We start from the raw sequence: 19,643 nt of genomic DNA on the forward strand, positions 1-19,643 counted from the left end.
AGGGGGAAATCCCGCTAGACTTCACGCGATGCAGCCTCATGCTCAGACGGAACTGGCGCTGGAGCAGCTGTCCCCGGAGCTGCTGAGCGCGCTGCTGCCCCTGGGCCTTCAGGAGACGTGGCATCCGGTACGTTCCCTCGGGGTCGCGCCGGATCTGCCTGATGCGTGGTGGGGTCAGGTGACGCAGGCACTGAACCTGACCCCGCAGGCGGACGGGACCGTGCAGGTGCCTGGCCCGGTCCGGGCAGCCCTGATGGCGCGGCTCATGGCGGCGCACCCCCACCGGTACCGCGCGCTGGTCGGGGCGCACGCGGAGACCCTGCTGTCCGGCGGGGATGTCGTTGCGGCCCTGACGTTGCTGCACGACCTGGGGGACACCGGGCGGGCAGAGACGGCGCTGGAGCAGTGGATCACGGACCGTCACGTCCGGGGGGAATTCAGCCTGTTGCAGGAGGTCATGGTGGCCGCGCCGACCGCGTGGCGTACCGACAGGATTCGGGGGGCGCTGTGGCTGGCCCTGCTGTCCTCTCCGGAGCGTGAGGTCGCGGGGCAGGCGCGGCAGGAGCTGCTGACGGCGTACGAGCGGGGCGAGCGGCACCCGCGGGTCCTGCACGCCCTGAGTTGCGCGTTGCAGCTGGACGGGCGGTATGAGTTCGCGCTGCAGATCTCCACGCAGGCGCTCTCGGGCTGCCCTGAGGGGACCGACGCGCTCCGGTTGTGGCATCAGCACACCATGAACCTGAATTACCTGTCGCAGCCCGAGGCGCACCTGCAGTCGGCGCAGCGTTTCCTGGAGGAGGCCGAACGCGCGTGTCATTTCTCGTTCATGGGGATCGCGCACGCCACCCTGGCGTACGCCTGTGAGGACCTGGGGGAACTGGCGCAGGCTGAACTGCATTACCAGCAGGCGAAGGAACTGTACTGGCGCACGTCGTACTGGAATCAGCTGGCGACGCTGCTGAACAATTACGCCAAACTGCTCTGTGATCTGGGCCGCCCCGCCGAGGCGCTGGAGCAGTTGAGTGCCGCCGCGCAGCTGCCCACTCTGGCGGCCCGGCACCACGCCTGGATTGCGTTCACCCGGTCCACGATCCATCACCTGTACGGCCTGCACGCCGAGGCGCTGGCGTCCATGCCCGAGGCACTGGAGCTCCTGCAACAGGCGCACCTTGAGGGCGACGCCCTGGACCTGAGGTTGCTCTGGGTCGAGCGGCTGGCGCTGGATGGCCGCCTGGACGAGGCGCGCCGGGTGCTGCGTCAGGGTGCCGCACTGGTCGGCCGGTATCCCAGGGGAGCGGCCCAGATGACCTTCACGTCCGGTGTCCTGGCTTACCTGAGTCAGGAGTGGGCGCAGGCGTCGCAGCTCTTTCAGGCGGCGCTGGACGGCTCGATGTTGGTCCCCTGGGATCAGGTGAGAGCGGCGTTGTATCTCCTGGCACTTGATCTGAGGCGGGACAGCGCCACGTCCGAAACGCTGGAGGACCGGCTGAGCGCCGTGGGGCACGATCTGCCGCTGCTGACCGACGCGGGAGCCCACCAGCGCACCCTGCAGTGGCTGGCCGCGCAACCCGGCTGGGCCTCGCGGCTGGAACGGATCTTCGGTCAGTCGCCGCGCACGGGGGACGTTCTGCTGCGGCTGGAGCCCTTCGGCCCGCTGGAGATCTTCAGTCAGGCGGGACAACTGCGGTTTCCGCTGCGCCGCTCGGCGGAACTGCTGGCGTTCCTGGCGCTGCACGGGTCCGCGTCGCGTCAGCAGATCCTGGCGGCGCTGTGGGAGGGACAGGCGGACGGGAAGACCGTGGACCTGTTCAAGAAGACCCTGCGTGGCCTGCGGTCCGCGCTGCAGCCTCTGTTGCCGGGCGGCACCGATCCCGTGACCTTGCGGCAGGGGCGTTACGCGCTGCATCCGCTGTTCGACGTGACCGTGGCGCAGCTCCCCCAGGGATTCTTCCCGGCCCCGTCGGTGCGGCAGGTGGGCCATCCAGTCGTGCGCGGCCCGTTCCTGGCCGACGGTCAGGGTCCCTGGCTGGAGGACAGTCGCGCCGGAATTCACGAGGCGCTCCTGCATGACCTTCAGGTCCGGGCGGGCGAGCACGACCCGGTCACCCAGCACGCCCGGCACGTTCTCCGGAACCTGACCTGATCCGGGGGACGTGCGGCTGACCCGCGCGGACCTCTGAACGGCAGCTGCCCCCATCGTTGGACGGGGGCGGCTGTTCCGTTTACTCGTCGTCGTCTTCGGGAAGGTCGGCACCCAGGGTGTCGGGGGCGGGTGGGGTGTTGCGGTTCTTGCCGATCTCGCGGACGCGGCCGCTGAAGCGGGTGCGGATGTCCTCGTAGACGGGGTGGGCGCGAATGTCGCCGGGCCGTCCGGGGGTCGCCCGGGCGTCCTGCGGGGGGGCTTTCGCTTCCTGCGGGGCGGGCGTGGGGGCCGGGGGCGGGGTGGGTTTCGGGGCGGGGCGGGGCACGCTGAGGTCCGCGAAGGGCATGTCCTCTTCGGGCGGCAGGTCGCCCAGCAGGTCGGGGCCGCCGAAGGCGTTCCAGTCGGGTTCCTCGGTGATGACTTCACCCAGGTAGAGGTTCCGTTCGCTGCGCGGGGGCGGCCCGGCGTCACGGGGGGTGCTGGCGGGCTGCGCGGCGGGCGTGTCGTCCCACGGGCCGGATTCGAGGTCGGCCAGTGGGGCGGGCGCGGCGTCGTCCGGGCTGGCGGGGGGCACGCGCCGTTCGGGGAGGGGTGGGGGGAGCGTGGCGACGCTGGCGCGCGGGGGCGGGGCGGCCTGGGTCTGCGGGGTGGCCTGCGGCGGCTGCGCCTGCATGGGCTGGACCTGAGTGGGTTGCGCCTGGCTGGCCTGAGCCTGCGGCGGGTCGATGGGCGCGAAGTCCGGGCCGCGCGTGCCCGCAGGGCGGCGGGGGGCGCTGCGGGTCGGGTCGAACGGCGCGACGTCCGGCGCAGGGCTGGATTCCGGCGCAGGCTCGCGGACGGGAGGAGCGGCGCGGGCCGGGGCTGGGGCGGGTGGGGTGGGGTCGGGCGTGGGGGCCGGACTGCCCCCGAACTGTCCCCCACCAGCCTGACCCCCGCCGAGGTTCACGCGACGGCTGCCTTCCGGCGCGATCAGTTCGAAGGTGACCGGGCCGAACACGCTCAGGACGATTTTGGCGATGTCGTCGAATTTCGCGGCGACCTGTTTGGCGTGGAAGGCGTTGCGTTCGTCGTACCCGAGGCTGACGTAGCCGGGTTCGGCGTGCTGCCGGGCGGGTTTCAGGAACGCGCGCAGCTGCATGCTGGCCTGCCGGGTCACGTCCGCCCAGCTGCCCCCCGTCGGGGCGGGAACGGGTTGGGTGGGGTCGGGGCTGGCGGCGCGCGGGCTGGGGCCTGCACCACTGGGCGCGGCGGCGGGCGCGCGGCGGGCCTCCCCCACCGGGCCGGACGGCGCGGCGGGTGGGTTGGCGCGCAGCGTGGCGAGTTCCTTCTCCAGGCGGTTCAGGCGCTGCGCGAGGTCGGCCGGGAGGGCGGCCCCCGCGCCCGCGCTGGCCGGAGTGCCGCCGCTCACGGTGTCGGCGGCCAGCAGTGCGTGCGTCAGGGCCAGTTCGAGGCTCTGCTGGTCCGCCGCGCGGGCGAAACGGCTTTCCTGCTCGTCCAGCGCCGCCTGGAGTTTCAGCAGGCGGGGAATGTCCGCGCCGTCCAGGCGACCTTCACTGTTCAGGCCCAGTTCGGCATGCAGGGCCGCGCCCAGCGCCGCCACCAGACCCTCGACGACCGTGCGGGCCGCGAAGCCGTCGCGGTACAGGTGCCCCGCGCCACTCAGGGCGGCGCCCGCGTCGCCGCTCACCAGGGCGGCGGCGATGCCGCGCACACGCTCGCCGGGCGGGAGGCCCAGCGCCTCCTCCACGCCCGCGCGGGTCACGGCCGTCCCGGCGGCCAGCATGCGTTCCAGCAGGCTCTCGCCGTCACGCATGGCACCATCCGCCAGTCGGCCGATCAGTTGCAGGGCGTCGCCCTCGGCCCGCACGCCCTCGCGCTGGGCGAGACCGGCGAGTTTCCCGGCGATCTCCTCGGGCGTCAGGCGGCGGAAGCGGTAGTGCTGGCAGCGCGAGAGGATCGTGGGAATGATCTTCTCCGGTTCGGTGGTCGCCAGGATGAAGATGACGTGGCCGGGTGGTTCCTCCAGCGTCTTCAGGAGCGCGTTGAACGCGGCGCGGCTCATCATGTGCGCCTCGTCCAGGATGTAGATCTTCTTCCCGCCGCGCATGGCGGCCAGACCGACCTTCTCGCGCAGGTCGCGGACGTCGTCCACGCTGTTGTTGCTGGCCGCGTCGATCTCCATGACGTCCGGGTGCGACCCGGCGCGCACACTCAGGCACGACTCGCACTCCCCGCAGGGCTTCGGCATCGGGCCGGTGCAGTTGGCGGTCATGGCGATCAACCGGGCGGTGGTGGTCTTCCCCACCCCGCGCGGCCCGCTGAACAGGTACGCGTGCCCCACACGGCCCTGCTCCAGCGCGGCCTTCAGGACGTCCTTGACGTGCTCCTGCCCGACCACGTCCTCCCACCGCACCGGGCGGGCCCGCTGATAGATGGCACTCACGCGCGCCCCCGGGCGGCGCGGCGCAGGAGCGGCTCGAATGCTGAACCACGCGGCCTCTCGCCGCTCAACCCGACCTCATCCCTGCACGCACGCCGCTTCACCTCACCATTCTAGAGCCCAGGGGCAAGGGGGCGCAGTGACGGGGGGAGGAGTTGAAGGTTGAAGGTTGAAAGTTGATGGGTGATGGGAGTGGCGCTCCTCCATCAACCTTCGACCATCAACTATCAACCCTTCCGAAGTGGGAGGTAGCGGGGTTCCCAGGCGCGGTCGCGGATGACCTGTTCGAGTTCGTCTCTGGTCATGTTGCGGATGCGGCGTTCGGCGCACACGCCGTCGCGGATGCTTTGCAGGGCGACGTTCACGGCCACCTGGATGCTCAGTTCGCGCAGGTCGCTGATGGGCGGGTAGACGCGCTCGCCGTACTGGGCGGTGAATTCGGCCAGGGTGCGGGCGGCTTCCATGACCATGGTGTCGGTGATCTCGCGGGCGCGGCTGGCGATCGCGCCGAAGCCCAGGCCGGGGAAGATGAAGGCGTTGTTGCCCTGCCCGATGGGGTGGCGCTGCCCGTCGTACTCGACGTCGGGGAAGGGGCTGCCGGACGCGACGATGGCGCCGCCGTGCGTCCAGTGGATGACGTCGGCGGGGCGGGCCTCGACGTGGCTGCTGGGGTTGCTGAGCGGGAACACGATGGGGCGCGGGGTGCTCTCCAGCATGGCCTGGATGCTCTCCTGGCGGAACAGGCCGGGCACGCCGGTGAAGCCCAGCAGCGCGGTGGCCCGCGCGTTCACGAGGACGTCGTGCATGCTGGGGTACTCGCCCTCGTACGTCCAGCCCTGGAGGTCCTCGGGGCGGCGCACGAAGCTCAGCTGCTGTTCCTCCAGGTCCGGCTGGCCGTGCATGAGCAGGCCGTGGCGGTCCACGACGAACACGCGGGCGTTCGCGTCAGCGTGGCTCAGGCCGCCCCAGGTCATCAGGCCCTGCCGGATCGCCATGGCCACGCCGATCCCGGCGGCGCCCGCGCCGACGATCACGAACACCTGATCTTCCAGCCGCTCGCCCTTGATCTGCGCGGCGCGCATCAGGCCCGCCAGCGCCATGGCGCCCGTGCCCTGAATGTCGTCGTTGAAGCTGGGCACCACGCGGCGGTAGCGGTCGAGGACGCGGAAGGCGGTGCCGCGGCTGAAGTCCTCCCACTGGATGATCGCCTTCGGGTAGCGGTGCGACACGGCCTCCACGAACGCGTCGAGGAACTCGTCGTACGCCGCGCCGGTCAGGCGCTGGTGGTGCACGCCCAGGTACAGCGGGTCGTCGATCAGGTCCTGCCGGTTCGTGCCGACGTCCAGTTCCACGGGGAGGGTCTTGTCGGGGCCGACGCCCCCGGCGGCGGTGTACAGCGACAGTTTGCCGATGCTGATCGCCATGCCGCCGAAGCCCTGGTCGCCGATGCCCAGGATGGCGCTGCTGTCGGTCGCGACGATCATGCGGACGTCGTTCACGGTGACGTTCTCCAGCATGTCGTCCACCCGGTCGATGTCGCCGGTGCTGACCGTGAAGCCGCGCGGGTAGCGGTAGTTGCTGGAGTAGTTCCGGACCGCCTCGCCCACGGTGGGCGTGTAGATGATGGGCAGCATCTCCTCGAGGTGATCTTCGAGGATGGCGTAGAACAGCACCTCGTTGCGGTCCTGCAGGGCGCGCAGGTACTCGTGTTTTTCCAGGTCGGAGTTGCACTTCAGGTAGCGGAGGTACGTGCGTTCCTTCTGCTCGTCGAAGGTGCTGGTGTGGGGCGGCACGAGCCCTTCGAGGTGCAGTTCGCGCCGTTCCTGGGGGGTGAAGGCGGTGGTCTTGTTCAGCAGGGGGTTCTGCAGCAGGGCCAGACCCGTCACGTTCACGCGGATGAAGCGCTGACCGGCCTCATCGCGCTGCACGTCGTAGTACCGGGACACGGGAAGAGATTTCGGCATGACGCTCCAGCATAGCGGCCCCCCGATGCACCCGGTCCAGGAACACGGCGCACGAAACGCACGCCGCCCCCCAGGCCGCAGCGGACGCCAGTTCAGCCCGTGAACAGAAGGCGGGCAGAGGCGGGAACCGGCCCCCTCTCCATCACCTCTCAACCCTTTCCGCCCAGCGGGCGCGCAGCGTGTCGAAGCCCGCGTCGATCCGCGACTGTGGCAGGACCATCTGGGTGGTGCTCCCGTGCCCGATCTCGTCGCCGAGTTCGTTCACGGCCCGCATCCGGGCGACGATGCGGCGGCCCTCCATCCGGTCGAAGGTGGCGGTCACGGTGACGGTCATGCCGGGCAGCGCGCTGGCGGTGTGGGTGACGTCCACCTGCGTGCCGATGCCGCCCTCGCCGTCTTCCAGGAAGGGCAGGATGATCTTGCGTCCGGCCTCCTCGAAGTGTCTGGCCATCCAGTACGTGGCGTACACGGGGTGCAGGCGGCCCAGCTCACCGAAGTCGACGGTCATGTCGTCGGTGACGGTCACGGTCAGGGTCTGCGTGAAGCCTTCCGGAATGGCGTGCATGACGGGCAGGCTAGCAGGGCGCGGGCAGCATGGGGAAAGCGTGAATCCGGATGGGCGGACACCCGCCCCGCACGTCCGTAGACTGCCGGGATGAGGCTCAAGCCCGCCGATTACTTCACGCTGCTGCGCGAGGCGTTCCTCGCGTTCGGGCAGGATCAGGCCCCGCGACTCGCGGCGGCCATCGCCTACTACGCGATCTTCAGTCTGGCGCCCATGCTGCTGCTGGGTGTCGTGCTCGCCAGTCGCCTCATCGCGGACGTGGACGTGCAGGCGCAGCTGTTCGGGCCGGGCAGTCTGGTCGCGCAGAACCTCGGGGCGGATACCGCCGAGTTCCTGCGGACCCTGGTGAACACCGACACGCTGCAGAAGGGCAGCCTGATCGCCACGCTGGGCGCGTTCGTGACGCTGTTCCTGGGCGCCACCGGGCTGTTCGTGCAGCTGCAGGGTGCGCTGAACGCCATGTGGGGCGCGGACCCTGCCCCGGCGCAGGGGTTCGTGCACGTGCTGGTCACGCGCGTGAAGTCCTTCGTGATGATCCTGGCGATCGGGCTGGTGCTGATCGTGTTCCTGGGCCTGAACACGTACCTGTCGGCCATCGCGCAGGGTCTGGGGGACACCATCGGCGCCGGAGCATTTTTCGTGCGGCTGGGCACGGCGCTGCTGTCCATGCTGTTCCTGACGCCGGTGTTCGCCGGGATCTACAAGGTCCTGCCGGACGTGAAACTGGAGTGGCGGGAGGTCTGGGTGGGGGGCGCGTTCACGGCGACGCTGTTCACGCTGGGGCAGCTGGGCATCGGCCTGTACCTGGGTCAGGCCGCGCCGGGCAGCGTGTTCGCGGGTGCGGCGTCGCTGGTGGTGCTGCTGCTGTGGATCTACTACTCCGCGATGATCTTCTTCTTCGGCGCGGAAGTGACGTGGGTGTACTCGCAGAAGTTCGGCACGCACGCCGGGGGCGCGGCGAACACCGCGAAGAAGGAGGCGCTGGCCGCGCAGGGCGTGGACATCGACCCGACCGAGAGCGCGCAGGAACGCGCGGCGAAGGACACGTCCGCCGTGGTCCGGGACGCGCGGGGCCGGGTGCTGGGGGTCCCGGTTCCGAAGCTGCCGCGCGTGCTGCCGCAGGTGCCGCGCCGCGAGGAGGGCCGCGTGCTGCCCACCGTCCGCGCCGCGCTGTGGAACGCCGTGACGGCCGTGCTGGCCGTCCCGGCCGTGATCGTCCTGCGAATGCTGGGCATCACCGGCGGACGGCGGCGCTAGGGTCCGCCCCGCCGCGACAGGCGGATCAGGGCGAGCTGCCCGGCGGCGAACCACGCGCACAGCAGCGTCAGCAGCGCCGCGCCGCCCACCGTCAGCAGGGTCAGGCGGGTCGTCAGGGTCCGCAGCTGCGCCTGCCACGCCTGCACCTGGGCGCGGGCGTCCTGCAGGGCGGGCCACGCGGCGCGGTCTTCCAGCGCCGCGCGCCAGTCGCGGGCGGCGTCGGCGCTGCGGGTCAGGGCGCCGTCCGGGAACAGGGTGGTCAGCAGCGGTACGCTCCGGGCGGTCTCGCTGAGGGCCTCCAGGGTGCGGGCGGCGTCCAGCGTCTCGGGGCGCGCCAGGACGTCCAGCGGCGCGAGGGTGTCCTGCACGCTCGCCAGCTGCGCGTCCAGTCGCGTCAGGGTGACCTGCGCGTCCCGCAGCGCGGCCTGCGCCGGGGCGAGCGTCGCCCAGACGCCCAGCCACGCGCCCAGCGTGAGCAGCCCCGCCAGCCACAGCCCGCTCAGCCCCAGGCGCCGCGCGGCCCGGTCCCGCCGCCTGACGGGAGGCGAGGGAATAGTGCCGTTCACAGGCCCATTGCTTTGCGCTGCGCGCGGGTCAGGCCGCCCGCGACGAGCGCGTGACTGCCAGCGATCAACTCGCGGATCAGGTCATCCGGGACGCGCCCATCCAGGGTCACGGTCACCCAGTGGCGTTTGTTCAGGTGGTAGCCGGGCGTGATCGCGTCGTGCGTGGCGCGCAGCTCGTCGCCCCGCTCGGGCCGGACCTTCACGGACACGGTCACGGGGTCGGCCTGCACGTCGGTCAGGGCGTACATCTTCAGGGCGTCCGGGGAGCCGACCTTGAACACCAGGGTCGTCGCGTCGAACGGAAAGGTCTCGCGCGAGTGCGGCAGCGCGGCGCACAGGGCCCGCAGGTCAGCGATGGACTGCATGGCCCCAGGGTACGCTCCGCGCGGGGGCCGGACCGGCTCGCCTGCCCATCACACAACAGGCAGAGGCCGCGCACCCGCAGGTGGCGGCCTCCGGACGGCTGGGTCTTACACCTCGGCGTCGTCCAGTTCGGGGTCGTCCAGTTCCTCCAGGTCGGGCGCCCCGGCCTGCGCGGGGGTGCTCTGGGGGCGCACGAACCGCATGTAGTCCAGCCAGGGGGGCGTGTGGCCCAGCTGACGGATCATCAGCGCGATCTGCGCGGTGTGGCGCACCTCGTGGGTCATGACGTTCCACATCAGCTGGTCCAGGGTGACGGTGTCGCTGGCCGGGTCGTCCTGCACGAGTTTCACGCTGCGGTTCAGGTCGGGTTCGCCCTCCAGAAATTCGCAGGTGCGCCGGGTGACCTCACGGCTGTAGTCGAGGATCCAGGCGAGGTCGTACTGCTGCGCCTGGGGCCGCACCCAGTCGTGCGGGAACTTCCCGTGCACGCTGTCTCCCAGGACGATGCCGTGCACCCAGTGGTCTTCGACGTCCGTGACGTGCAGCAGCAGGTCCTTGATCGAGTGGAAGCGGTCGGCGTCCTCGATCAGGTTGCGGTCCAGGTCGGCCTGCGGCAGGGCGCGCAGGTAGTTCCAGAGCTGCTCTCGCGCGGCGGTCAGGTAGGCGTAGTACTCGCGGACGTTCATGAATGACTCACAGCATACTCCGCCGGGCGGGCCGGGGTGACGTCGGGACCGTCCTCACCCAGCAGGGGGGCCAGCACCCGGCGGACATCGGCCGCAGTGAGCACCTGCGTGAGGTCCTGGCGCAGCTCCGGGAAGTCCGGCAGGTACTGCGGGAGGACCTTGCGCAGCGGGCGCAGGGTCAGGCGGCCCGTGTCGTCGTCGTAGAAGCGTTCCTGCAGTTCGGCATGCCGCAGCGCGGTGCGGGCGCGCTCTGGGGCGTCCGGCCAGGCGTCCTCCCCGCTGGCGAGCGCGCGGAAGATCCAGGGGTTCCCGACCGCGCCGCGCCCGATCATCACGGCGGCCACGCCCAGGCGCCGTCGCTCGCGGGCCACTTCGGGCGTGGTGATGTCCCCACTGCCCACCACGGGCACCTTCACGGCAGCTGCCACGCGCGCGATCGCGTCCCAGTCGGCCTGCCCGGTATACCGCTGGGCGCTGGTGCGGCCATGCACGGTGATCAGCGCGGCCCCGGCGTCCTCCAGGCCCTGCGCGACCTCCACGCTGCGGTCGTGGTCCCAGCCCAGGCGGATCTTGGCACTGACGTCCAGTGTGGTGGCCGAACGCATGGCCCGCACGAGGTCATACGCCGTCTCGGGTGTCTGCAGCAGGCACGCGCCGCCCTTCCCGCGGATCTTGGGGACGGGGCACCCCATGTTCAGGTCGATCGCGGCCGGGCTGAACCACGCCTCTGCGCGGGCCACGGCCCCCGCCAACACGTCCGGCTCGGCACCGAACAGCTGCACGACGCGGCCCTGCTCGCCGGGGTAGGGGCGGCCCAGGTTCAGTTTCTCGGTGTCCCCGCCGCCCATCAGGCCGCGCGCGCTGATCATCTCGCTGACGGTCCACAGGGCGCCCTGCTCGGCGGCCAGCTGCCGCATGGGCGCGTCGCTGTAGCCCGCCATGGGGGCGAGCACCGCGCCGGGGCGCTGCAGGCGGGAGTGGTAGAAGCCGGGGCCGTTCATCCCGGCAGGGTAGCGCACCCCCCTCCCCATCGGGTGAAGCGCGCCTGAAGTCCACCCGGCGGCGGGATTCATGGCGTGCGGGGCGGGCTTCGGGTATGCTCGGGTCAGTCCGGTTTCCTGCGTCTGCATCCTTCTCGCCCACCTTCGCCGGACGGGGGAGGCCTTTTACCTTGAACGTCACGCCGCTGGCGCTGCATCACGCGCCGCTGCTTCACCAGCTGTACCGGGCCGCGCCCGGTTACTTCGCCCTGCTGGGCACCCGCCTCCCCTCCCAGAAGGACGTCGAACGGGACGTCGAGATCGCGCTGCTGGACCCCAGGCGCAGCCTGGAACTGCTGTACGACGACCACGGCGAACTGTTCGGCAGCCTGGACTGCAAGCACGACTACCCCGAACGCGGGGACCTGACCATCAACCTGCTGCTGATCCGCGAGGACCGCCAGTCGCAGGGCCTGGGCGAACAGGTCGTGCGGCACCTCGAGGACCGCGTGCCGGGCGGCACCACGCGCATCCTGGCGAGCGTGCTGGGCGAGAATCCGCGCGGGGCGCGCTTCTGGGAGCGGCTGGGCTACACCTTCACGATGGACGCCCGCCCGGTCATGAGCTGGTACGCGCGGCCCCTGACGCCGCCACGCACGCAACCGGCCAGTGGCGTGCCCATCGCCAGCGACTGACTGTCCCCTCGGCCGCCCCACGGCGGGACTTGCGCGGCATGGGGGGGCGTGCTACTATCCCTCTCGCGCCGGAAACGGCCGCCACAGCAATATTCGGCAGTAGCTCAGTGGCAGAGCATCCGACTGTTAATCGGACGGTCGTTGGTTCGACCCCAACCTGCCGAGCCAGAAGAGAGAACCTCGTCTAAGACGAGGTTTTCTTTTTTGTTCCAGTAGGGACAGCAGGTGAGCCGCAGCCGTGATCGTGTGCTCTTCAGAGGCCGACAGACACCTTGTCAGAAGGAGATGGGATGACCACCGACGAACTCTGGCAGCAGTTTTTCTTCCACCTTCAGGCCAAGCGACGCACCAAGGCCACGCTGCGGTACTACACCACCACCCGCACCGCCTTCGGACGGTTTGTGGAGGCCAACGGTCTCCCGAAGGAGGCCGCTGCCCTGACCGTGCAGCACCTGCGGGCCTTCCTGCGGAAACTGGAAGCTGACGGCCTCTCCCCCGGGGGCGTGCACGCGCACGCTCGGGCCCTGCGTGCACTGCTGACCTGGGCATACAAGGAAGAGCTGCTCAGCACCAACCCAGTCAAGCGCCTGGAGATGCCGACCGTGGGTCGACATCGCCTCCCGGCTGTCTCCGCGGAGCAGGCCCAGCATCTGCTCAAGACGTGCCGGAAGGGGCCACAGCCGCTGCGCGACTGCGCGCTGGTTCTCACCCTCTTCGACACGGGCATCCGTGTTCAGGAGTCCGTGAACCTGCAACTGGGGGACCTCCTCTTCGAGCGCGGACTGCTGCGCATTCATGGGAAGGGGAACAAGGAACGTTTCGTCCCCATCGGGGCCAGAGCCATGCAGGCCCTCAACGTCTACCTTCGCCGCGAACGCCGCCCCGCCCATGCCGGTGTGGCCAACGTCTTCTTGAGCCGCACGGGCCAGCCCCTGACCAAGAGTGGGGTCAGTATCCGCCTCTGTAAGCTGGCCCTCTCCCTAGGCGTACCCCGCGCCGACTGCGCCCCCCATACCTTCCGGCGCGGCTTCGCCGTCGAGTTCCTCCGCAACGGCGGCGACGTGTTCACGCTCCAGCAGATCCTCGGGCACAGCAGCCTGGAGATGACGCGCCGCTACGTCACCTTCCTTGACGAGGACCTCAAGTCCGCCCACCTGCGCTTCTCGCCTGGGGACCGCCTGTGACGCCCGACGACACCCTGAAACTGCTTGATCTGATCGAGGTCAGCCCAGGGCACGGTGTGGCCACCCTGCGGCAGGAAGACGTCCTGATCCGCTACGCGCAGCCGGGCAGTCACGCGGCAGACCTGATCCGGCGTGACGCGGAGCTCCTGCTCGCCCTGAGTCCGCACGGGCTGCCCGGGCCGACGCTGCTCGAACTCGACCTGAGCGGACGGCGCCTACCGCACGCGTTCAGCTGTCAACGCCTCCCGCATCCCAAGGCCGTCCGGGCCCGTGACGATGAGGCACCGGCCATCTGGCGGCAACTGGGCAGTCACTTGAGACGCCTGCACGCGCTGCCGGTCCTGGCGAGCGGCGTGGTGGTCCCGTCCCCTGACCCGCGCGGTCTCCTCGAAGAACTCAACGAGACGCAGGTCATCACCGACAGCGACCTGCGCTGGCTGGACCGCTGGGTGAGGCACCTCCAGGCGGAAGCCGGACCGGCGCAGCCCGCCACGCTCCACGGCAGCCTGCGACCCGCCAACGTCCTGCTCAGCCCCGACCGGCGCACGGTCCTGGGCCTGCTGGACTGGTCCCACGCTCAGGCTGGTGACGCCGCACGCGACTACGTGCATCTGCCACTCTCGACCTTCGAAGCGCTGAGTGGCACGGACGCGCGTCAGACGGCCGCACTCCTCCTGGCCTACGTCACCCGGCTCTTCCTTGACCTGCGGGACGCGGCGCAGGGCCGCGCTGGACTGGCTGCCGCCACGGCACGCCTCCTGGCGCTGTTCCAGCTCAACGTGGGTGGCAAGTAAGGTGGTCATTTTCGGTTACATGATGTCGGGTCAGCTGGTAGGTTCCTGACTCATGAGCAGCCTACTGAGAAACCACGAGGCCCAGCAGTTCCGGATCAGAATGCAGCACTGCGCCACGGAGACAGGGCTGCGGTTGAACGCTGTCAATGACGGCAGCGCCCAATTGAAATTCGATCTCGGTAAGGGTCGTTCGCAAGCCATTCGCGTAGTGGATGTTGGTGATCGATTACGATTCGTTGCTCATGTAGTGCCGGAGTTTGAAAGTGTGGATGACGTACCCGATTTTCTTTCCACGAATTTGCTGCAGGAGAATAACGGGAGTCGGCTTGGGTACTGGACTCTTTACAAAAATTCCAGTGGTGTACTCAACTACATGATCGACTACACCGTCCCTGAAGTCGCCGTCACCCCATCTTTCTTTAAGCAGATCATGGTCGACATTCTTGGGCACTGCGAAACCTACTACGACTTCCTCGATTCCCTCGGCTGACGGGACACGTCACGCTGCCTGATTTGGGTCATCCTCCATGCTCTACTGGAGGCAGGACAGCACGCGCAGTCCAGTTACATCGGCAGCATCCCCCCACATTTTTCCCAGGCTCCGCCTGGGCTTTTTTTTGCCGACATCCTCAAACATCCCCCCCTACCCCCGGCCCCTGTGGCCGGTCGCGCGTGGAGGACAGGATGGCCATCACCAAGCACCAGCAGCAGTTGATCGTCGAAGCACATCAGGCTGGGCACCTCGACCCGGAGATTGCCCGGTTGGCCGGGGTCAGTCTCGCCACGGTCAAACGCTACCGGGCACGGCTCGGTCTGAAAACCCACTGCGTTACGGCCCTGCGGGGCGAGGAGGGTGAGGCGCGGACGTTCGCCGAGGCGCAGCGCCTGGGCTTCCGGGTGGAGTGGCGGCCGGGGCACAACGACAAGTACGACCTGTACGTCGGTGGCGAGCGGGTCGACGCCAAGGCCGGGATGCAGGGCGCGGACGGTTCATGGCGCTTCCGACTTGCGGCTCGCCGCTCGAGCTTCTACGGGCGGTACAGCTACGCGAAGAATTACGTCCAGGACTGCGAGGCGGTCGTACTGGTCGCCCTGTACCCGGATGGTCGGCAGCCGGACTTCTACGTCCTGTCGAGCCGGTCCCTGCCGTCCGACATCCGGATCCGCCGGGGCGGTCCGTACGAGCCCTTCCGGGACGACTGGAGCCTGCTGGAGGTGCCTGGGCCTGTCGCTCAGGCCTGATCTGGCGCTTCGCATCACCCCGCAACCGACTCGACAACGAGGTTGTAAGGACTCCCCCCCACTCCCCGGGGGGGTGCCGAGCAGGACAGAGGGACGTCGGGAGACACCCGGACGTCTCGCATCACCGGAGGAACACATGAAACAGGAGCTCGTTCTTGAAACCCGTCAGCACCAGACCGTGGTGCCCGCCCGTTCCCTGCACGCCGCGCTGGGCGTCGTCACGGACCTGCGCCTGTGGGTCATCATGCACGTCGCGGCAGCCTCAGCTGAGGTCGGCGTGGACGTCTTTCATGACGGCACGCCAGAGTCGGCGTGCTGGTCGTTGACCTTCGCGGCGGAAGTGGCGGAGCTGGAGTCCGCGCCGGACCTGGCGGCCTCACTGTCGGCGAGGGTGCCGGTCTCGGCGGCCTGAAGGGTGCTGCGTCCGAGACTTAACAGGGCCGTCTCGGCGGCCCGCGCGGCGGCAGCCGGGTCCGGGGCTGGCGTCACGTAGAACCCGGCTCTCGATTGCCCGCGCACCCGCTCGGTCGGGGTGAGATCCACGGAAGTCAGATTCAACGCGTCCAGGATCGGTTCGAGTGCCTTCCGGGCTCCGCGCGCCGACATCGGGGTCGTGAACGGCGCGTCGATGCCCGCGTCACGCAGTACCTGCAGGATCCCGGCCCGCATGGCCGCAGGCACCTGTGGGGTGCGCCTCGAGTCGGGGCTTTCCAGCCCGGCAACGAAGAGGGCGATCTTCGGGACGCCCCCCAGGCGGCCCAGCAGTGCCTGTAGGACGTCGTGCGCCCGGTCTCGCCAGAGGGGATTGGTGCTCCCGCGCTTGTGGCGCAGGCGTGGCACGTACGTCGCGGCGTCGACCTGGTCCCAGAACACGACATTGAGAGGTGCCGCGCTGACCGGGAACCTGCCCTGGCGGTTGCGGTGCAGGGTCTGGAGCAGTTCGCTTCGGTCATGCAGTCGGTGCAGGGCCTCCCGGTCCTCGGGACGGTGTGGAGCCAGAGCGGAGAGGGTCAGGTCGCGGTGCTGTGTGGACACAAGGGGCTGCGACAGGGCGAAGAGGTCGTAGCCCTCGAACTCGTTCTTGCCCCGCCCGGCATACCAGTGCTGGGTGCGGACGCACGTGCCCCAGTCCTCGCCGAAGACGGCGCGGCCCTCGGCGTCGAAGCGGGCATCCTCGATGATCTCCTTGTGGGCCACCAGCAACGTCTCTCGGGGATTCGGGGTTGCGGCCCGGTGGGCCTGAATCTCCTGGAAGATGCGGCGGAGCAGCTCTGGTTGCCGTCCCCGGCGGAAGTTCGTCGGATCCAGCCGGGCCAGGACATGCCCAGCCTGCTGGATCAGCAGGGGTGCGGCGGGATCACCGACCTCGACGAGGCGCACGGTCCGCTCCTGAAACAGCGGACGGTACAGGTCCGTCTCGGCGTACGCGTCGAGAACCACCGTGGGGATGGGTGACGTCCAGGGCGTGCGCACGTGGATCTTCAGCGTGGCCTGAGTGTCGAAGTACACAGCGAAGCGGCCCGATGGGCCCTGGCGAGCCTCGTCTTCCTCGAGCGCCTGCCGGATGGCGCCCAGGTGACCGGGCCGCAGGGGAGCCGCTGTGGGGCAGGCGGCCAGCGTGGTCAGGAAGGCAGCCCGGTCTGCCTCGGTCAGGCGGCCCAGGTCAGTCCAGAACGTCTCGCCGAACCACGCCTGTCCACCCCTGGACCCGTCGAAGGACTGATACCCCCGCAACTCTCCCCCTGCAGCCGTGACCGTGTCGGGGTCGACGTACCGGGCGAGGTGGCGGGTGACACGGTCCTCAGGTGCGGAGTGGGCGGACAGGGTGGTCAGTGGAACCGCGTGCGACCGGATCAGCTGGCCGCTGGGGTCCTCATCGATCACCAGCAGGTCGGCGGTCGCGAGGTCGCCGGTTTTCAGTCCGGTTTCCATCAGCAGGGGCAGGTGCGCGTGGCTGATGATCTTGATGCAGGGCCCTTCGGGCCACGTCAGGGCGTCTTCGTACTCGGCGGGAGAAACATGGTCTCTCCCCAGCACCAGGTCGCACTGGATGGGCGCGCCCGTTCGGGCGATCTCTGCCTGGATGTTGCTCAGGGCTTCCCGTCCGAGGGAGTCGCCTTTCACGGTCTCCCGCGCCGCCCACAGGACGCGGTGCACGCTGCCTACAGCGAGGCGCTGTACGACGTCCTGCTGGGTCATGGTGGTCTTCCCCTGGCCGGGAGCCATCCGGACGACCACGACGGCCTGCGGGGCCGTGAGGGCCGTGGAAACCGCCGCGTGGATCTGGGCGTCCAGAGCAGCCGGGGGAGTCAACGTCAGTGTCACAGTCAGGCAGTGTAGAGGAGGTCCCTGGTCGGCGCCGACCCTGATGGTGCGGAACTGGATACTAAATAATTAACTATGGAAGGCTTGTTCAGTGAGATCAAGTTTGAAGCCGGAATAAGCAGAAAGTGATGAGAGCCCCCCCTTCAACAACCCGCCTTCATCCCTTGACCCCTCGCACGCTCACTCCATCACCGCCCCGATCTACGCGCCGGAGAATTTTTCCCCGGCGAGCTCTGCTCGCCCAATGTGTTCACCCGTGGCGTCGCTCCCGCGCCCTGCGGGCTTGGGGTTGGCCTGACGGCCAACGCGGGTGAACGGGCGCACGGCGATTCCCTCCGGCCAGTGCACTGGGTGATGAGCGATAGAAGAGCGGCACTCCGGTGTACCCTGCCGGGCATGCGCTCCTGGACGGCTCTTCTCGCTCTTGCAGGTTTCACGAGTCTGTCCAGTCTGGGACAGCCGGGCACGCCGGGTGCCATCCGGATCTTTCCTCACGCACCGGCGTCCTCCAACCGTCCCAACGTGCGCTGCGATCAGCCGATGTGCCTCGCCTTGGTGCGGGCCATCGACGGGGCGCGGCGTGAGATCGACTTCGCGATCTACGGCCTGCGCGGGCAGGACGAGGTGCTGGCGGCCCTGGTGCGCGCGCAGGCGCGTGGCGTGAGGGTCAGGGGGGTCGTGGACGCCGACGTGAAGGGCCTGAACTACTACTCGGATACTGTCAGGCTCCGCCGGGCGCTGCCGCAGGTCCGCACGGATCAGGCCGCAGACCTGCGAACTCAGGCGAAGCGGCGACCATCTGGCGGGCGTCCCCGCTGTGACCGCCCTGACGACCGGGACGGCCCGCTCTCGTGTTACGCCGCCACGGTGGGCGGGGTGCGGTACGAGCTGGCCCAGGCCTCCCAGGAGCCGATCGATTTCGAGGGCGACATCATGCACGACAAGTTCTTCGTCTTCGACCGGCAGGCGGTGTGGACGGGCTCGGCGAACGTCAGTGACAGTGACGTCGGCGGGTACAACGCGAACGTGGCCGCGTTGCTCACCGTTCCGGAACTCGCCGCAGCGTATACCCGCGAGTTCGAGCAGATGTACGCTGGGCAGTTCCACCGCGAGAAGGCCCCAGGGACGGCGCGGGCTGTCCGGCTGCCCGGTGGCGGCACCGCCCAGGTGTTGTTCTCGCCGCAGGACGGGGCAATGCGTGAAGTGATCCGGACCCTGCGCGCCGCCCGGCAGGCGATCAACGTCACGGTCTTCTACCTCACCAACAAGGACGTGGCCACCGCCCTGCTCGAGGCCCGGCACCGCGGCGTGCAGGTGCGGGTGATTCTGGACGCCACAGCAGCCAGGAACGAGTACACCAAGCACGAACTGCTCCGCTCCGCCGGGGCTCAGGTGAAGGTGGAGAACTGGGGCGGGAAGATGCACGCCAAGGCCGCCAGTGTGGACGGCCGCCACCTGATTCTCGGTTCGATGAACTGGACCTCGGCCGGGGATCTCAGGAACGACGAGAACACCCTGATCCTGCGTGACGTGCCCGCGCACGTCCGCACCTACGACGCGGCCTTCGAGACGATGTGGCGCAGCGTCCCGGACCAGTGGCTGAAGGCCAACCCGCGTCCGGAGGGGCTGGAGTCAGGGTCGGCCTGCCGTGACGGCATCGACAACGATTACGACAGCAAGCCGGACAGCCAGGATCCCGACTGCCGCACCAGCGCGCCTCAGGCGGGTCGGGCTGCCCCCAGCGGCGCAAACTGCCCGGCCGGGTTCCCAATCAAGGGCAACGCCGGCAGCATGATCTTCCACGTCCCCGGTGGGGCCTTCTACGCGAAGACCCAGCCCGAGGACTGCTTCCGCACCCCCGATGACGCCCGTCAGGCCGGATACCGGCAGAGCGGGCGGTAAGCACCCAGGAGAACATCCATGACCACACCGCCAACGAATCCGAACTCGACGAACGCCCTCGGCCTCAAACACGTGTACACCCTCGCCTCACGCGAGGGTGTTTGCTGTGTGCCGCTCCCCTACGACCCTGCGCGGCCCTACTGGCCTTCACACGTCTGCCTCGACGGCCTCGGCGCCCGGGTGATGGCACGACACGCCGAGCCGGGAAAGCGCAGCCGCTTCACCTTCGACAAGCTCCAGTTGCACCGTGGTATCGAGTGGCTGGTGCTGGTCTGTCTGCCCTCCGGCCCGGCCGACGACCCGGTGCTCTACCGCATCCCCAGGTCGGTCTGGCAGCACTGCGCCTCCATCACCATCGACTTGCATGACTCCAGCGCCTGGCCCGTCGCCTACCGCTGGTCGCCCCCGACACGGCAGGAGGAACGCCGGAACAGGCAGTTGGACCTGGAGGTCTGGCAGATTGCCGATGAGCTGGCTGCGGCTGCCTCTGGGACGGCCTTCAGTTCAGGCTCAGGCTGGGCTGGAGGTCAATGACCT

The 19,643-nt window shown here is 69.3% G+C and carries 18 protein-coding genes and 1 tRNA gene; 10 read left to right on the forward strand and 9 right to left on the reverse strand.

All coding sequences use genetic code 11. The annotated features are described in order from the left end of the window. Positions 1-28: 28 nt before the first annotated feature. The gene (locus EXW95_RS08655) at positions 29-2,143 is read left to right on the forward strand and encodes a hypothetical protein (protein ID WP_174367108.1); all 2,115 of its coding nucleotides are present in this window, start codon (positions 29-31) and stop codon (positions 2,141-2,143) included. Between the two features lie 79 nt (positions 2,144-2,222). On the opposite strand, the gene dnaX is transcribed toward EXW95_RS08655, so the two are convergent. From dnaX to EXW95_RS08670, 3 genes are all read right to left on the reverse strand, one after another. Continuing rightward, positions 2,223-4,586: a DNA polymerase III subunit gamma/tau gene (gene dnaX / locus EXW95_RS08660; RefSeq protein WP_174367109.1), complete on the reverse strand. Its 2,364-nt coding sequence runs from the start codon at positions 4,584-4,586 to the stop codon at positions 2,223-2,225. A gap of 224 nt (positions 4,587-4,810) precedes the next feature. Then, positions 4,811-6,547 (reverse strand): NAD-dependent malic enzyme, encoded by a 1,737-nt coding sequence (locus EXW95_RS08665; protein ID WP_174367110.1) that lies wholly within the window; start codon positions 6,545-6,547, stop codon positions 4,811-4,813. Positions 6,548-6,689: 142 nt separating this feature from the next. Next, on the reverse strand, positions 6,690-7,112 hold the full coding sequence (locus EXW95_RS08670) for a thioesterase family protein (protein ID WP_174367111.1): 423 nt from the start codon (positions 7,110-7,112) through the stop codon (positions 6,690-6,692). Positions 7,113-7,202: 90 nt separating this feature from the next. Between EXW95_RS08670 and EXW95_RS08675 the strand changes: the two genes are divergently transcribed. Next, the gene (locus EXW95_RS08675) at positions 7,203-8,369 is read left to right on the forward strand and encodes a YihY/virulence factor BrkB family protein (RefSeq protein ID WP_174367112.1); all 1,167 of its coding nucleotides are present in this window, start codon (positions 7,203-7,205) and stop codon (positions 8,367-8,369) included. Here EXW95_RS08675 and EXW95_RS08680 read toward each other — a convergent pair. The 4 genes from EXW95_RS08680 to EXW95_RS08695 form a co-directional block, all read right to left on the reverse strand. Next, positions 8,366-8,935, reverse strand: coding sequence for a hypothetical protein (locus EXW95_RS08680; protein ID WP_174367113.1), 570 nt, complete (start codon positions 8,933-8,935; stop codon positions 8,366-8,368). The genes EXW95_RS08675 and EXW95_RS08680 overlap by 4 nt on opposite strands. Further along, on the reverse strand, positions 8,932-9,300 hold the full coding sequence (locus tag EXW95_RS08685; protein WP_174367114.1) for an MmcQ/YjbR family DNA-binding protein: 369 nt from the start codon (positions 9,298-9,300) through the stop codon (positions 8,932-8,934). Before EXW95_RS08685 ends, EXW95_RS08680 begins: the two co-directional genes overlap by 4 nt. Before the next feature lie 105 nt (positions 9,301-9,405). After that, a complete protein-coding gene (locus EXW95_RS08690) occupies positions 9,406-9,984 on the reverse strand; it encodes a DinB family protein (protein WP_174367115.1) in 579 nt (192 codons plus the stop codon). Further along, positions 9,981-10,985: a tRNA-dihydrouridine synthase gene (locus EXW95_RS08695; RefSeq protein ID WP_254605560.1), complete on the reverse strand. Its 1,005-nt coding sequence runs from the start codon at positions 10,983-10,985 to the stop codon at positions 9,981-9,983. Before EXW95_RS08695 ends, EXW95_RS08690 begins: the two co-directional genes overlap by 4 nt. A gap of 170 nt (positions 10,986-11,155) precedes the next feature. Between EXW95_RS08695 and EXW95_RS08700 the strand changes: the two genes are divergently transcribed. The 6 genes from EXW95_RS08700 to EXW95_RS08725 all read left to right on the forward strand — a co-directional run bounded on the left by EXW95_RS08700 (position 11,156) and on the right by EXW95_RS08725 (position 14,879). Next, entirely contained in the window at positions 11,156-11,659 is a 504-nt protein-coding gene (locus EXW95_RS08700; protein ID WP_174367116.1) for a GNAT family N-acetyltransferase, read from the forward strand. A 93-nt stretch (positions 11,660-11,752) separates the two neighbouring features. Continuing rightward, positions 11,753-11,827, forward strand: a tRNA-Asn gene (locus EXW95_RS08705). A 122-nt stretch (positions 11,828-11,949) separates the two neighbouring features. Further along, positions 11,950-12,843 carry a tyrosine-type recombinase/integrase gene (locus tag EXW95_RS08710; RefSeq protein ID WP_174367117.1) on the forward strand — a complete coding sequence of 298 codons (894 nt, stop codon included), beginning with the start codon at positions 11,950-11,952 and terminating at the stop codon, positions 12,841-12,843. Further along, entirely contained in the window at positions 12,840-13,637 is a 798-nt protein-coding gene (locus EXW95_RS08715) for an aminoglycoside phosphotransferase family protein (RefSeq protein ID WP_174367118.1), read from the forward strand. Before EXW95_RS08710 ends, EXW95_RS08715 begins: the two co-directional genes overlap by 4 nt. A 52-nt stretch (positions 13,638-13,689) precedes the next feature. Then, positions 13,690-14,127 carry a hypothetical protein gene (locus EXW95_RS08720; protein ID WP_174367119.1) on the forward strand — a complete coding sequence of 146 codons (438 nt, stop codon included), beginning with the start codon at positions 13,690-13,692 and terminating at the stop codon, positions 14,125-14,127. Positions 14,128-14,321: 194 nt separating this feature from the next. Further along, the gene (locus EXW95_RS08725) at positions 14,322-14,879 is read left to right on the forward strand and encodes a hypothetical protein (protein WP_174367120.1); all 558 of its coding nucleotides are present in this window, start codon (positions 14,322-14,324) and stop codon (positions 14,877-14,879) included. A 121-nt stretch (positions 14,880-15,000) separates the two neighbouring features. Here EXW95_RS08725 and EXW95_RS21050 read toward each other — a convergent pair whose 3' ends face one another. Together EXW95_RS21050 and EXW95_RS08730 are read right to left on the reverse strand one after the other, a co-directional pair. Next, positions 15,001-15,129 carry a hypothetical protein gene (locus EXW95_RS21050; RefSeq protein ID WP_256435010.1) on the reverse strand — a complete coding sequence of 43 codons (129 nt, stop codon included), beginning with the start codon at positions 15,127-15,129 and terminating at the stop codon, positions 15,001-15,003. A gap of 38 nt (positions 15,130-15,167) precedes the next feature. Beyond that, positions 15,168-17,204 carry a hypothetical protein gene (locus EXW95_RS08730; protein ID WP_174367121.1) on the reverse strand — a complete coding sequence of 679 codons (2,037 nt, stop codon included), beginning with the start codon at positions 17,202-17,204 and terminating at the stop codon, positions 15,168-15,170. A 540-nt stretch (positions 17,205-17,744) separates the two neighbouring features. Here EXW95_RS08730 and EXW95_RS08735 point away from each other — a divergent pair. Together EXW95_RS08735 and EXW95_RS08740 are read left to right on the forward strand one after the other, a co-directional pair. Further along, a complete protein-coding gene (locus EXW95_RS08735; RefSeq protein ID WP_174367122.1) occupies positions 17,745-19,106 on the forward strand; it encodes a phospholipase D-like domain-containing protein in 1,362 nt (453 codons plus the stop codon). 18 nt (positions 19,107-19,124) lie between these two features. Beyond that, positions 19,125-19,640, forward strand: coding sequence for a hypothetical protein (locus EXW95_RS08740; protein ID WP_174367123.1), 516 nt, complete (start codon positions 19,125-19,127; stop codon positions 19,638-19,640). The last annotated feature ends 3 nt before the right edge of the window (positions 19,641-19,643 follow it).

The organism is Deinococcus sp. JMULE3, from assembly GCF_013337115.1.
Classification (GTDB): Bacteria; Deinococcota; Deinococci; order Deinococcales; family Deinococcaceae; genus Deinococcus.

What these genes read in the sequence shown, in the direction of transcription:
- EXW95_RS08655 (WP_174367108.1), top strand. Translation starts at nt 29, where the DNA reads ATGCAGCCTCATGCTCAGACGGAACTGGCGCTGGAGCAGCTGTCCCCG.
- EXW95_RS08665 (WP_174367110.1), bottom strand. Translation starts at nt 6,547, where the DNA reads ATGCCGAAATCTCTTCCCGTGTCCCGGTACTACGACGTGCAGCGCGAT.
- EXW95_RS08670 (WP_174367111.1), bottom strand. Translation starts at nt 7,112, where the DNA reads ATGCACGCCATTCCGGAAGGCTTCACGCAGACCCTGACCGTGACCGTC.
- EXW95_RS08675 (WP_174367112.1), top strand. Translation starts at nt 7,203, where the DNA reads ATGAGGCTCAAGCCCGCCGATTACTTCACGCTGCTGCGCGAGGCGTTC.
- EXW95_RS08685 (WP_174367114.1), bottom strand. Translation starts at nt 9,300, where the DNA reads ATGCAGTCCATCGCTGACCTGCGGGCCCTGTGCGCCGCGCTGCCGCAC.
- EXW95_RS08690 (WP_174367115.1), bottom strand. Translation starts at nt 9,984, where the DNA reads ATGAACGTCCGCGAGTACTACGCCTACCTGACCGCCGCGCGAGAGCAG.
- EXW95_RS08695 (WP_254605560.1), bottom strand. Translation starts at nt 10,985, where the DNA reads ATGAACGGCCCCGGCTTCTACCACTCCCGCCTGCAGCGCCCCGGCGCG.
- EXW95_RS08710 (WP_174367117.1), top strand. Translation starts at nt 11,950, where the DNA reads ATGACCACCGACGAACTCTGGCAGCAGTTTTTCTTCCACCTTCAGGCC.
- EXW95_RS08720 (WP_174367119.1), top strand. Translation starts at nt 13,690, where the DNA reads ATGAGCAGCCTACTGAGAAACCACGAGGCCCAGCAGTTCCGGATCAGA.
- EXW95_RS08725 (WP_174367120.1), top strand. Translation starts at nt 14,322, where the DNA reads ATGGCCATCACCAAGCACCAGCAGCAGTTGATCGTCGAAGCACATCAG.
- EXW95_RS08735 (WP_174367122.1), top strand. Translation starts at nt 17,745, where the DNA reads ATGTGCCTCGCCTTGGTGCGGGCCATCGACGGGGCGCGGCGTGAGATC.
- EXW95_RS08740 (WP_174367123.1), top strand. Translation starts at nt 19,125, where the DNA reads ATGACCACACCGCCAACGAATCCGAACTCGACGAACGCCCTCGGCCTC.